The sequence below is a fragment of the Phycisphaerales bacterium AB-hyl4 genome, assembly GCA_041821185.1.
In the GTDB taxonomy this organism is placed as follows: Bacteria; Planctomycetota; Phycisphaerae; order Phycisphaerales; family Phycisphaeraceae; genus Natronomicrosphaera; species Natronomicrosphaera hydrolytica.
Map to the genome: position 1 here is coordinate 24,188 of JBGUBD010000004.1, position 14,057 is coordinate 38,244.

The 14,057-nt window shown below is 65.0% G+C and carries 7 protein-coding genes and 1 tRNA gene; 3 read left to right on the forward strand and 5 right to left on the reverse strand.

The features are described 5' to 3' along the window. Positions 1-46 precede the first annotated feature (46 nt). Positions 47-3,505, reverse strand: coding sequence for a M56 family metallopeptidase (locus ACERK3_06740; protein MFA9477994.1), 3,459 nt, complete (start codon positions 3,503-3,505; stop codon positions 47-49). A gap of 55 nt (positions 3,506-3,560) precedes the next feature. After that, entirely contained in the window at positions 3,561-3,944 is a 384-nt protein-coding gene (locus ACERK3_06745; protein ID MFA9477995.1) for a BlaI/MecI/CopY family transcriptional regulator, read from the reverse strand. Between the two features lie 563 nt (positions 3,945-4,507). On the opposite strand from ACERK3_06745, the gene ACERK3_06750 reads away from it, so the two are divergent. Beyond that, a tRNA-Leu gene (locus tag ACERK3_06750) sits at positions 4,508-4,594 on the forward strand. A gap of 96 nt (positions 4,595-4,690) precedes the next feature. Then, positions 4,691-6,487, forward strand: a complete 1,797-nt coding sequence (gene recN, locus ACERK3_06755) for a DNA repair protein RecN (GenBank protein MFA9477996.1) — start codon at positions 4,691-4,693, stop codon at positions 6,485-6,487. 140 nt (positions 6,488-6,627) lie between these two features. Here the strand turns inward: recN and mfd are convergent, their stop codons facing one another. From mfd to ACERK3_06770, 3 genes are all read right to left on the reverse strand, one after another. After that, positions 6,628-10,017, reverse strand: a complete 3,390-nt coding sequence (gene mfd / locus ACERK3_06760) for a transcription-repair coupling factor (GenBank protein MFA9477997.1) — start codon at positions 10,015-10,017, stop codon at positions 6,628-6,630. 177 nt (positions 10,018-10,194) lie between these two features. Next, positions 10,195-10,758 carry an N-acetyltransferase gene (locus ACERK3_06765; GenBank protein MFA9477998.1) on the reverse strand — a complete coding sequence of 188 codons (564 nt, stop codon included), beginning with the start codon at positions 10,756-10,758 and terminating at the stop codon, positions 10,195-10,197. Between the two features lie 136 nt (positions 10,759-10,894). Next, positions 10,895-12,880: an ABC transporter ATP-binding protein gene (locus ACERK3_06770; GenBank protein MFA9477999.1), complete on the reverse strand. Its 1,986-nt coding sequence runs from the start codon at positions 12,878-12,880 to the stop codon at positions 10,895-10,897. Positions 12,881-13,021: 141 nt separating this feature from the next. Between ACERK3_06770 and ACERK3_06775 the strand changes: the two genes are divergently transcribed. Beyond that, positions 13,022-14,029: a HEAT repeat domain-containing protein gene (locus tag ACERK3_06775; protein ID MFA9478000.1), complete on the forward strand. Its 1,008-nt coding sequence runs from the start codon at positions 13,022-13,024 to the stop codon at positions 14,027-14,029. Positions 14,030-14,057 lie beyond the last annotated feature (28 nt).

Consider the following 14,057-nt stretch of genomic DNA (forward strand, 5'->3'; position numbering starts at 1 on the left):
TGTCCTTCCCGGTAAGGTTGTGCGAATCGAATCGTCATGCCAGCGATCAACCCGCGTGAAAGGGGAAGTTGATCGCGGCGGGCAAAGCAGCGGTATCGTGATGGCTCAGCCGCCGAAAGATGCGCTGCGGGTCGTAGCCCGGCCGACGGCTATCGTCCGCGTCGGGCTGGGTCGGCTCGTCACGCGGCACGGTCAACGTGTTCTGCCCTTCGGTCAATTCAATGTGATAATGCCTGCGTTCGACGTAGTCGGGCTTGCTGACGCGTACCGTCACGTGTACCGGCTCGCTGATGCGGACCGTCACTTCACCTTGGGTGTCGGTCGTTCGGGTCGGCCCGGTAAATTGCATGTTCTGCCACCCCACCAGGTGCACGGTCGCGTCGACAAGCGGCTCGCCCACGTCGTCGAGCAGTTGCAGCGCCACCTCGCGGCCGGTGTCGAGTTGCACCTGCTGCTCAAAGTCCGCCAGGCGCAGGTCCGCTCCCGGGTCTTGCTCGATGAGATGCACGAGGCTGGCGACGCGCTTGGGGACATAGCCGTGTGCATGCACGAGCAGGTACGGCGTTGTCGCGGCGATATCGACCCGGATCGGCCGACCCTGATGCCCGACGACGTGCTCCGACTCATATTGAACCGACACGGGTGCGTCGATGGGGTTGCCAGCTTCATCGCGCACGTTCAGCGCGAGCGAATGACGCTCAGCCACGATCGGCAACACAGCTTCGCCGGCAAGCAACGGCTCGACCGCCATCTGGTGCCGGGCGCTCGGCTGCGGGCCGCTGCTGTACGCCGGGTGCGTCACTTCGATCTGTACCGCCGTGGGCGAAGCCGCTAGTGGCAGGGTCTGCCATCGGCCACGCTCGTCCGTCACCGCCTCGGCGTCGCGCCGCGTCCACAAGCCGTCAAGCGTCCGCTCATCAACCTGCGTTCGCACACGCACCACCGCGCCTGCCAACGGTTCGCCCTCTTCATCGACCACCATGCCAGCGTACGGTGCGGCGGGGATGAGCGTCACCTCCATCGGCCGAGTACTGCGCGGCATCTCACGCACCTCGACCGGCAACCTGCCCGCCGCTTCGACGCGAAGCATGTTCGGTCCGTCGTCGGTGATCACGTTCGCAAGCGAGGCCTCGCCGTCGTCCTGCGTCGTGGCCTGCCGTGCCCAGTTGCGCCGCTCGGCGTTGAACGTCACCTGCGCGTCCGCCACCGGCTCGCCAAACTCGTCACGCACGCGTACGCGATACGCTTCGGTCACCTGCGCGATCCTGGGCCGACGCTCGCTCTCAAACCGCAGGTCCAACAGCTCCAACTCCGTCGGCTCGTCGGCATCCTCCGGCGAGCGCAGGCCGACCGCCATGCCGATGATGTTGTCGATCGGCTCCATCACGCGAAGGTCGACGGTGACGGTGTGCACTTCGCCATCGTCTTCCAGATCCGACTGTCGCACGCTCTGCAACCCGCCATAGTCCGGGCCGCTGCCGTCGTCGAGGTAGAGCACGTAGTCAGCCGTATTTCGCTCGACGTTGCGAGCGCGGTAGGTGAAAACGAGGATCGGGTAGCGCTGCACATCGATGGGCATGTCCAGGTAGTTCACCCACACCTTGCGTCGGCCGGGCTCGAACACATGCAGGTGCGGGTGGCCGGGCTCCATCGTCAACGCGGCAGCGGCCGTGTTGAACCGATGTGACCAATGGCTCGACCACCAGCGCAACGGCCATTGCAGCACGATCGCGTCGCCGGGGTTCGGCTCGTCGGCCAAACCTGCCGGGCCGAGCGTCCGCGGCCCGATGCGCTGCGGCTCGTCACGCAACGAATAGTCGAGTCGACGGAATGAGTAGCTACGCGGCTCATCAGCAGCGGGCTCGTCGGCCTGTTCCGGCTCGGCCTCCGCTGATTCGTCTGGCGTGCTCGGTGGCTCGATGTCGCCCGGCAGGTCAACCGTCCACAGGCCTGCGATGTTTGCAGCGCGATCGAAGACAACCTGGAACGCGAGGTCGCGTCGCTCCCATTGCATGGGCACATAGACCACGTCGTAGCCGGTCACCTGGCCGGGCGTCGGCTCGCCTGGCCCTTCGTACTCACCGAGCGACAAGGCAAGCGATTGCCAGAGTTGTTCGAGTTGCTCCGCAGACTGGGCGCGTCGCATCTGCCGGTTGAAGTGCTCACGCGCCTGCTCATAATCGCCTTGCGCAAGATGCTCGACGAGCGCGACCGCCCGCTCCATCCGCAGGGCCATCACGGCGGCTTGATCATCGGCACGCACCGCACGCATCGCGTCATCCACCGCCGCGTCCGCCGGCCGCATGCACGCCACCGGCACCGCCACGCCCGCGATCAACAGCACGGTCAATACCGCCCCCCATCGGCTCATCGCCTGGCGGTGGCGCTGGTTGTCGAGTATCGCCACAAGTCGGCCGTGCAGTTTGCTCGACCGCGCCATCGCGATGCCCGGGCTGCCGGGCGCGTGCGCCGCCATGTAGCCGACGACGGTCGGCGGAGCGCCCGCAGCGATCTGCATCAAATGCTCCGCATAATCGCTCGGCCGAGTCTGATGCAACAACACAAGATCATCGCACGCCCGTTCGCGCTCGATCAACATCCGCCGACGCGCATACCACATCAACGGGTTGAACCAATACACCGCACACGCGATCTGCGTGAGCAACTGCGTCAGGCAATCCCACCGTTTCACATGCGCCAGTTCATGCAGCAGCACGGCCCGCCGACGCGCCGGTGTCCAGTGGTACGCATGCGTCGGCACGAGCACCTTCGCCACACCCGCCGGGTGGCGAAGCATGCTCGGCAGACCGCCCCAGGTCATCGGCATCGCATGCCGGTCGCTGCGCAGCAAAGCAACCCGTCGACGAAGGCCAAGCTCCCGCTGCGACTGTTCGAGCAACCGCAGCCACGAGCCGCCGACGATCGGCTCGGCCGTCCGCTCAATCCACCACAACACCGCCCCCCCCACCACGATCGGCAGCAACGCCACGCAAACCCCGCCAAGCCAGACCCACGGCAGCAACGCCCACCACCACGACCACACGCGTGCCGTCCACGTCCGCTCACCCGCGAACGTCGCGTCGGATGGCATCGCCCGCGCCTCGGCCTCGGCAGCCTGCTGCGCTGCGGGCACGCCGTCGTCTGTCGGCTCGTCAACCCATGTTTCGAGCGTCGCCCCGGAACGCGACGGTCGAACACGATCACCCTCAGCCTCCGACAGCCCCGCCGTCGGCGCCCGATCACCGGACGATGGCGGTTCAGCAACAACCCCGGCAGTCGGCTCGGACAGCCCGGCGGTCAGACCGCTCGGCAGCACCTGCCACGCCGGCAACAGCCAGGCCCCGGCCGGCAAGAGCAACACCGCCACCACCGCCAGCGTCCACACCAGATGCCGCCCCGCCGCCGACCCATGTCGACGTAACGCCCACGACAGCCCGAGCGCAAGCAGCAGCACGAGGCTCGCCTTGATCGTCGCATCGAGCACGATGGGCATGAAGGCCTGCATGTCAAAACTCCCCATGGAAAACGGTGCGTTGTGTTGAACAAGTCGGCCCGCAGCGTCACTCGCCACGCTTGCGGGCGGCGTCGATCATTTCATGCAGACGTTGGCGTTCGTCGTCGCTGAGGTTGGCCGACCGATCAGCGAGGTAGGCGCCCATCGCTTTTTCGATCGAGTCGTCGAAGAACGTGTTGAGCACTTTCTTCAACGCCGACTGCCCGGCTCGGGCACGCTGTCTGCGAGGCCGATAGTGAAACTCCCGCCCGACCTTGCGGCGTAGGAGCAGGCCCTTCTCATCGAGAATGCGCACCATGTTGCGAATCGCCATCGGCGTCGGCGGATCGGGCAGATGATCCCGCAATTGGTTGATCGTCAACTCCCCCTCCGCGAAAAGCGCGTCCATGATCTGTCGCTCGCGACGACTCAGGTGCAAGTGCGGATCCATGACATGCTCCTACGCTAAAGCCCGATCCAAAAGACGATGAGCCCCGAAAGCCCGTGCGCTACTTTTTTAGCCTGACTGCATCCAGAATGCAAGCAAAAAATAAAATTCTCGCGCCTATTTCCGCCGGCATATCCCCGCCGGGGCCACGCCCGTCGATACCTCAGATACGCTCGACCCGGTTGCGGGCACCGGTTCATCGCATCTGTTCGCTCATTACGCCAAGACGCCGGAAAGAAAGGCAAGCCACGAAGGCACGAAGGGGATGAAGGGGCCACGAAGGGGGAAGCAAGAATTAGAAGAGGGGGGGGGAATTACGGGAGGGGAATGTGTTTCGGAACAGATGCACGCGTCCCTGCCTTGCCAAAAAATAATTCTCTGCCTCTCTTCGTGTTTTCTTCGTGTCCTTCGTGTCTTCGTGGCAAGAACGATTTGCTGTCCTTGGCGTCTTGGCGTTGAAATTCGAGCGGCTGTCGCAGGCAACCCCCGGACCTCGCCGACCCCGGCTTGATTGTTTGGCGCGAATGCGTAAACTGCTCTGCTCCCCGCTAAGGTGGGGGCCAGTCGCGGCCGTGGCGGAACTGGCAGACGCGCCAGGTTGAGGGCCTGGTGAGGCTTATACCCTCGTGGAGGTTCGAATCCTCTCGGCCGCATTCAAGCTTGGGTACCAGGGATCGGGGCATGGGGATCAGGTTTGAGGTTCATACCCCGATCCCTGACCCCAAAACCCCGCACCCCCCTTCCCGCCCATGCTTCGCGAACTGCACATCGCCAACCTCGCGGTCATTGAAGACGCTACCATCGAACTGGCCGGCGGGCTGAACGTTTTCACCGGACAGACCGGCGCGGGCAAGAGTCTGATCATCGGCGCGTTTGAGATGCTGCTGGGCCTGCGGACCGGCAACGTCGGCGACATGCTGCGCCCCGGCAGCGAAGAGGGCCGCGTCTCCGGCGTGTTCGAGGTGCACGACGCCCCCCTGGCCGAGCAAGCCAGCGAGCTGGCCGACCAGACCATCGCGCCCGGCGACGAGGTGCTGATCACGCGCAAGCTGTTCGCCTCCGGCCGATCGAGCGTCTCCATCAACGGCCAGCCCGCCACCGCCGGCATGGTCCGCCAGCTCGGGCAACTGCTCGTCGACATCCACGGCCAGCACGATCATCAATACCTCCTTCGGCCGAGCAATCAACTGCACATCCTCGACGCGTTCGCACACTGCGAAGCCGACCGCCGACGGTTTGCCGAGCTGCTGGCCGAGCTGCGCGCGTTGCGCAATCAGCAGGCAGAGCTCACGGCGTCGCAGACGCTCCGCCGACAGCAACTCGAGCTGTACGAGTTCCAGGCGGATGAGATCGACAAGCTCGACCCGCAGTCGGCCGAGTTCCCCGAATTGCAGGCCAGGCATAACGTGCTCAACAACCTCCAACGCTTGCAGAAAGAGGCCGGCCAGGCCCACGCGGCGCTGTACGAGGCGGAGGGGTCGATCGTCGAGCGGTTGCAGATTCTCGCCCATCTGCTGGGCGACCTCGCGGAGCTGGACGAAGGGCTGTCGCCGGTGAGCGAGCAGGTGCGCGATGCGATGGCGGGGTTGCAGGACGCGGCGTTCGAGTTGAGCCGATATGTCGATCGGCTGGAGCACAACCCGGCCGAGTCGGCGGAGGTGGAGCAGCGGCTGAACGACCTGAATCGGCTGGTGCAGAAGTACGGCAAGGCAACCCCCGGCAGGCCCGACGTCACCCCGGCCGACGACCCGCTCGCACCGGTGCTGGCGTATCGCGAGCAGATCGCCAGGGAGATCACGAAGCTGCGCGGGCAGGACGCGGGGCTGTCGCAGATGGACGAACGCATGTCGGCGTTGGAGGCACAGCTGGCCGAGGTGGGCGGACGGTTGAGCGAAGCAAGACGGAAGGCGGCGAAGCAGCTTCGGCCCATGATCGAATCGCAGCTCGGTGAGCTGGGCATGGCGGAAGCGAAGTTCGACGTGCAGTTCGAGCAACTCGACGCGGACGACGAGGCGGTGGGCCCGTCGGGGCTGGATGCGATCGAGTTCGCGGTGCAGACGAACCCGGGCCAGTCGATGCAGCCGTTGCGAAAGATCGCCAGCGGCGGCGAACTGTCGCGGGTGATGCTGGCGATTAAGACGATCCTCGCTGGCAGCGATCGCACGAGCGTGCTGGTGTTCGATGAGATTGACGCAAACATCGGCGGCCGACTCGGCAGCGTGATCGGCGGCAAGCTGAGGCAACTGTCGCGCGGCGGCGAGGCGGGGGTCGGCCGAAAGAAGACGAAGGGCAAGCGCGATGCGGAGCTGCGGCATCAGGTGTTGTGCATTACGCACTTGCCGCAGATCGCAGCGTTTGGCGACCGGCATCTGCGCATCGCCAAGGAAGTGACGGGCAAGGGCAAATCACGTCAAACGCGGACGACGGTGAGCGTGCTGGCCGACGACGCGCGGGTGGAAGAGCTGGCCGAGATGCTCGCGGGCAAGCAGGCCACCGCGACGACGCGTAAGCAGGCGAACGAGATGCTGCAAAGCGCTCGCGGGTGATCACGTCACAACAATCGATTGATACAGATTGGACATGAATCTCGGGTGCGCTGGGAGCCCACGGCTTAAAGCCGTGGGCGTCAGCCTCATACACAGCGCCCAAGTTTGAGGGGTCATCCGTATGGCTTCAAATCGCGTCGTTACCCCTCGGCGGGCACGGTGGCTTGGCGCAGCGGGCGGACGAGCAGTTTGCGCAGCACGGCCAGCAGCGTTTCGATCGGCTGGAGATAGTTGCTCGGCGGACGGTAGTACACCGTCTTCTCATCGATCAGACTCACTCGGCCGGGCGCGTCGACGAATACGTCATTCAATTTTGCGGCCTGCCGTGTGGTGAAGATCAGGTCGGGGCCTTCGAGTTTCAGGCCGTCGATGCCCAGCGTGCTGGCGGCGATGCGAAGCTCGGTGAGGTCGAGCAGGGTTTGCGCGGTCGGCGGCGGTTCGCCGTAGGCGTCTTTGAGGTCGGCGACGACCTGTTCGTAGTCTTTCAACGTGGTCGCTCGGCTAAGTCGGCGGTACGCCTCCATGCGATGCTTGTCGGAGCGGATGAACCGCCGAGGCAGCGCGCCGACGGCGGGCAGTTCCAGGTGCGTGCGCGTGGGCTGAATGATCGGCTCGTTCTTGAGCTTCTTGGTTTCCTGTTCGAGCAGGACGCAGTACATCTCGTAGCCCACAGCCGCGATGTGGCCGGACTGTTCCGAGCCGAGCAGGTTGCCCGCGCCGCGAATTTCCAGGTCGCGCATGGCGATCTTGAAGCCCGCGCCGAGCATGGCGTATTGCTCGATGGCCTTGAGGCGCTTGGCGGCGACTTCGTTGATCGTGCGGTCTTCCGGCAGCAGCAGGTAGCAGTAAGCGCGGTGCTTGTATCGGCCGACGCGTCCGCGAAGCTGGTGCAGCTCGGCGAGGCCGAAGTGGTCCGCCTTGTTGATGAACATCGTGTTCGCGGTGGGGATGTCGATGCCGGACTCGATGATGGTCGTGCTCACGAGGATGTCGACCTCGCGACGGATGAAGCGGAGCATGATCTTTTCAAGTTCGCGCGGCGACATCTGCCCGTGACCGATGGCGATGCGAGCCTCCGGCACGAGCGACTGCAACGTCGCGGCGACGCTCTGGATGTTGTGCACGCGGTTGTGGACGAAGTAGATCTGCCCTTCGCGGTTCAGCTCGCGGAGGATGGCCTGCTGGATGCGCTTCTCATCGTAAGGCACGACCTCGGTGACGATGGCGCGACGGTCGATGGGCGCGGTGGCGAGTGAGCTGATGTCACGAAGGCCCACCATCGACATGTGCAGCGTGCGTGGGATGGGCGTCGCGGTGAGGGTGAGCACGTCGGCGGTGAGGCGGAAGCTCAGCAGCTTGTTTTTATGCTCGACGCCGAAGCGTTGTTCCTCGTCGATAATCACCAGGCCGAGGTCGGCGAACTTGACGTCTTTGCTCAGCAGGCGATGCGTGCCGATGACGATGTCGACCTGCCCGAGTGAGAGGCGTTTGGCGATGTCGGTCAAGTCCGAGCCGGTCTTGAAGCGTGACATCGACTCGACGATGAACGGGTAGTCGGCCATCCGCTGACGAAACGTGCGCTCGTGTTGCTCGGCGAGCACGGTCGTGGGCACGAGCACCGCCACCTGCTTGCCGAACTCGATCGCTTTGAACGCGGCGCGGATGGCGACCTCGGTCTTGCCGAAGCCCACGTCGCCGCAGATCAGGCGGTCCATCGGGCGATCTTCGCTCATGTCGTGCTTGATCGCGGCGATGGCGGCAAGCTGGTCGTCGGTTTCGTCGTAGGGGAACTCGGCTTCGAATTCCTTCTGCCAGGCTGTGTCGGCGGGATAGCGGATGCCCGGCTGCGTCTCGCGGGCCGCGTGCACGCGAAGCAGCTCGGCGGCGAGGTCCTTCACCGCTTCGCGGACCTGCTCTTTCTGTCGCGACCATCGCTTGCCGCCGAGCGTGGACAGTGGCGGCCTGCCTTCGAAGCCGCCGACGTATTTCTGCACGAGGTCGATCTGCGTCGCGGGCACGTGCAGTTTCGCCTGGTCGGCGAATTCGAGTGTGAGATACTCTTCGCTCTGGCCGTCCCGGCGCAGGGTTTTCAAGCCGGTGAACTGGGCAATGCCGTGGTCGACATGCACGACATAATCGCCCACGTCAAGATCGAGAAACGCGTCCGACGCCTGGGTGCCCGCCGAGATGACCTTTCGCACACGCCGACGAACGTCGTAGCGATGGAACAGCTCGTGATGCGGGAGGAGGAGAATTTCGGATTTCGGATTTTGGATTTCGGATTTGGGGGAGTCGGGTGCCGTGCCTTTTCCGGAATCCGGAATCCGAAATTCGAAATCTCCTTTGGTCCATACGAAGCCGCGGTGGAGGTAGCCGACTTCGATGGTGATGCGGTCGGTCGCGTCGGCGGCGTGCTCTTTGAGCAGCTCGCGCAGGCGGTCACGCTCGGCGGGCTTGCGGCAGAGCACGACGACCGCGCGGGTGGGGTCGTCCTGCACGAGTTCGCCGATCTCGATCAATGCTTTGGCGGCGTCGGTATCGAGCGGGGGCAACTGGTTGACCGGCAGCGCGACGCGATCGGCGGGGGCGGCGGCCGACCTGCCGTACTGGTTGACCTCGACGTGCGGCAGTTGCTGAAGCTTTTGGAAGACGGTCTTCGGGGCGTAGATGCCGCGCGGGTTGGTGAGACGTTCGTAGTAGCCGCGGGCCTGCTCCGCCAGTTCCATCGGTTCGTGCATGACAGCGAGGGCGTCGCTTGGCAGGAGCGAGATGAGGCTGGTCGTGCGGTCGTCTTTCTGGATTTGCTCGGCACTGGCGCCGACGAGCTGGATGTGTTTGATGCGACGGGCCGAGCCCATCGTGTCGGGATCGATGAGGTGGATGGATTCGAGTTCATCGCCGAAGAAGTCGAGGCGGATGGGGCCGATGGCTTCGCGTGAGCCGTCCGTGCCGGCGAGGCTGCCGGCGGGCGGGTAGATGTCGAGGATGCCGCCGCGTGAGGCGAAGTCGCCGGGCTGTTCGATGGCGTCCTGTCGCTGGTAGCCGGCCTCGCCGAGCCAGTTCATCAGGGCGTTGGGTGAGATGTCGTCACCTTCGCCGAGCTGGCGGGTGAATGATGCCGCCGCCTCCGGTTCGGGGACGGCCTGCATGAGCGCCTGCACGGGCGCGACGATGACATCAATCCGCGCCCCTTCGCTTAATCGGCCGACGACCTGCAATCGCTCGGCGAGCAGTTCGAGGCTGACGCTTGTCTCGCCGGGCAAGACTTCGAGCGCGCCGAACCGCTCGACGTGCAGGCCTTCGAACAGTTCAAGGTCGTCCAGCGCGTCGTCGGCCTCATCAAGATGCGCGACCACCAGCAACACAGGCCGACGCAGGTTCCGCGCAAGCGCCCCGGCCAGCAGGTTTGTGCTCGACCCGCGCGACCCTTCCGCGACCACCCGCCGCGCAGACGCCAACCGCTCGCCCAGCGCACGGACTTGCGCCGAGCCGGCGATCTGCTCCAGCCAATGGTGGCGTTGTTCGGCCATCAGATTCTCATGTTACTACGCGTTATTGGTTTTGCCACGAAGACACGAAGGGGAGGAAGGAAACACGAAGGTAGACAGGGGAAAGAGAAAAAGAAATATATTTTCTGCTATCCCGATTTCCTTTGCGATTTCTTCGTGCCCTTCGTGCCCTTCGTGCCCTCGTGGCGAATCCGAATATCAATCATCTTCCATCGGCGGCGTGCCGACTCGCAAGCGGGTGATTGTCGGCAGGATGTACTGATCCGGCGGCGGCGCTGCGGGGCGCGGCACGTCGGCCTCGGTGACGCTGTCGATCTCGCGGACCATGGCGATTTCGTCGCAGGCCTGGTTTTTCGGACACCGGACGCACTCGCTCCAGACTTTCAACGGCAACTGCTGGCGGTCGATGACCGCGAAGCCGAGCTTTTCGAAGAACGCTTTCTCGTAGGTGAGCGTCATGATCTTTTTGATGCCGAGCTCTTCCGCCTCGTCGACGCAGGTGAGCACGAGCTTTCGGCCGAGGCCCTGGCCGCGCGTGGCGGGCGAGACGGCGAGCGCGTAGACCTCGGCAAGGTTGGCCCAGACGACGGACAGGCCGCAGACGCCGAGCACACGGTCGTCGTCGTCCACAGCGACGTGGAAGTCGCGGACGTTTTCATACAACGATGCGAGCGAGCGCGGCAGCATGAGGCCGTACTCGGCACAGTCGTTGATGATGCCTGCCATGGCGGGCACGTCGGCAATGTGGGCGCGGCGGATCATGGGGGTATTGTAGGTTTTAGTGGCGCGGGGGGTGGGGTGGTGGAGTTGGGTTTGGGCGGTAACGCCCAGGCATGGCTATGCCTGGGCGTTGTGTGTGTGAGAGGGGGCTTTGTGGGAGTGGTGAGTTTATGGGGCGTCAGGGGGCGGGTTGTTCGTGCATGGCGGCGACGTCGGAGGCGCTGAGTTGGAGGTGGATCATCTGGCGGTATCGGCCGGACTGGCGCATGAGGTCTTCGTGTCGGCCGGCTTCGATGACGCGGCCGCCTTCGATGACGAGGATCTGGTCGGCGTGGGTGATCGTGCTCAGGCGGTGGGCGATGACGAAGCTGGTGCGGGTGGCCATGAGTTCCTGGAGGCTGGCCTGGATGAGGCGTTCGCTTTCGGTGTCGAGGTTGCTGGTGGCTTCGTCGAGGATGAGCAGCTTGGGGTCTGCGAGGAGTGCGCGGGCGATGGCGAGGCGTTGGCGCTGGCCGCCGGAGAGCTTGACGCCGCGTTCGCCGATGAAGCTGTCGTAGCCTTCGGGGAGTTTGTCGATGAACTCGTGGGCGTTGGCGGCGGTGGCGGCGGCGATGATCTGGTCGAGTGAGGCTTCGCGGTTGGCGTAGCCGATGTTCTCCGCGATGCTGCCGTCGAAGAGGAAGATGTCCTGTTCGACGATGCCGAGCAGGCTGCGGTAGCTGTCGATGTTGATTTCGCGGAGGTCGACGCCGTCGAGTTTGATGCTGCCTTCGTCGGGATCGTAGAAGCGGGCAATGAGGTTGCACATCGTGCTCTTGCCCGCGCCGGACGGGCCGACGAAGGCGACGGTCTGGCCTGGCAGGACGTCGAAGCTGACATCGCGGACGGCGGGCTCGTCGGTTTCGGGATAGTGAAACGTGACGTGTTCGGCGGTGAGTCTGCCTTGCACCTGATCGAGGTTGAGCACGCGTGCGTCGGGGTTGTCTGCCATCTCGGTGGGCTCTTCGAACAGGTCGAGCACGCGGTCGAGGCCGGCGAGGGCGTTTTGAAAGCCGGCGGCGCTCTGGGCGAGTGTCTGGATCGGCGAGAGCAGCGCGCCGAGGAATCCGAGGAAGACGACGAGGTCGCCGGCGGTCAGTTCCTGGCCTTGCTCGAGTTGGCCGGCGGCGAGCAGCTCGGCGTCGTTGAGGATGCGGATGCCGCCGTAGAGGAGGACGAGCGCGGAGGCGAGTGGGATGAGGATCTGCCAGACCATGTCGACGCTGCGCATCCACCACCAGGCGCGGAGTTCCTGTCGTGTCATGAAGTGGTTGGAGGCGGTGAATGCGCCGGTTTCCGAGCGTTCGCGGGTGAAGGTTCGGACGACGCGCATGCCGCCGAAGGCTTCGGTGGCTCGGCCGTCGATCATGCGTCGTGTGGCGCGGACGTCGCGGAACATGGGGCGGATGCGGTTGATCCACGTGCGATGGGTCAACCAGACGACGGGGAGGATGACCATCGCGCCGAGCAGCAGCCGCCAGTCGATCAGGGCGAGCACGACCAGCGATGCGACGAGCTGGACGATGGCCCGCCAGGGGTTGTAGATCATGGAGAAGATCAGGTCGCCGACGGCGCCGGCGTCTTCGCGGAGCATGCTGGAGACGCCGCCTGACTTGATGGCCTGCACGCGATGCAGCGGAAGGCGGACGGCGTGCTGGAAGACCCGGCGGCGGACGTTGACGCGAACGCGATGGGAGATGCGCGTGGCTTGCCATCGGCTCCAGATGCTGATGAGCATGGCGAGCGCGGCGAAGCCGACCATACCGCCGGCGACGAGGACGAGCAGCCCGCGGCGGTTTTCCTGTGCGGGCACCCAGTCGGGCACCCAGGCGGGCAGCGGCTTGTCGCCGAGCACGGTGTCGAAGATGGGCTTGAAGCCGGCGATGGGCGCGAGGCCGAACAGCGTGGAAAAGGTCAGCAGCATGAGGACGAGGGCGAGCATGGCCCAGTGGCCTCGGGCGAGATGGACGAGGTGGACGAAGAGACTGGTGAAGCCGCGTGCGCGGTCTTTGGATCGGGCTTTGCCGAGCGGCACGTCGCGGGGGCGGTCGTCGGGCTGAGCATCTTTGAGATGGCGTTTGTAGTCGCGGTATCGAAGTCGGCTGGATCGGGCGAGAGAACGCATTGAAGGATGATAGCAGGATGAGGTCGAGATTCAGCGGTGGGCTGATTTGGGGGCAGGTCGAGCTGGCGGGTAAGATGGCGGGCTGTGGTAGGCGCGGGTGGTGTATGGATGTGATCGAATGAACTTTTCATCTGGGCGAGCATGATGATGCGAAACGCTTTGTGGCTGACGGTGGTGCTGTTGATGCCGACGTGGACGGTGGCGGCGTCGCCTGGCCGAGCGCAGTTGCTTGAGGATGTTCGGCCGAGGGCGGTGGAGCAGGTGTTCGCGTCGTCGACGTCGGACGATCCGTTCCTGCGTGCCAATGCGCTGGAGGCGGTGGTGTCGCTGCCGGACCGGGCGCTGCCGATGGTGCAGCTAGCGCTGGATGACGAACACCCGGCGGTGCGGTTCGCGGCGCTGGTGACGATGGGTCGGCTGCAACAGGAAGAGGCGGGCGAAACGGTGCTGGCGATGATGCTCGACGACGAGTCGGCGTCGGTGCGGGCGGCGGCGCGGTTCGCGGCGCACATGACCGGTGCGGAGGTGAGCCTGGGGCCGCTGGCGAACATGCTCGCGTCGCCGAGCCCGAGCCTGCGGAGCAACGTGGCGATCTTGCTCGGCGAGATGGGCGACCGGTCAGCGGTGCCGATGCTGGCGGAGCTGGCGCGGACGCCGATGCCGCGGGTGGATGAGGTGCGTCAGGCGCTGACGCGATTGCAGGTGGCGGAGACGATGGCGAGGCTCGGCGATGAGGCGTCGATGGACGCGCTGCGGGCCGGGGCGTACTCGAATCTGGATGAGGTGCGTGTGCTGTCGGTGCAGGCGCTGGGCAAGCTGGAGGACCGGCAGATGTCGTCGGCGTTGAGGCATATGCTGGAACTGGAAGGCCAGCGACGGCCGCCGATCGAGGTTCGACTGGCGGCGGCGGAGGCACTGGCGAGGATGGGCGATACGCACGAACGGCTGCTGTCGACGATGCTGGAAGGTGCGAGCATGGACGAGCCGCCGATCCAGGCGCAAGCGGCGATGGCGATGGCTTACCTGGCCGATCGCAAGGCGGTTGAGAAGCTGGCGGGTTTGCTGGATCACAGCCACGAACAGGTTCGCCTGGCGGCGGCGGCGGCGATTTTGCGGGCAGGTGAGGTGCGGGTGGTGAGGGAGCGGTGAGGTTCTAGTTTCGAGTTTCTAGTTTATT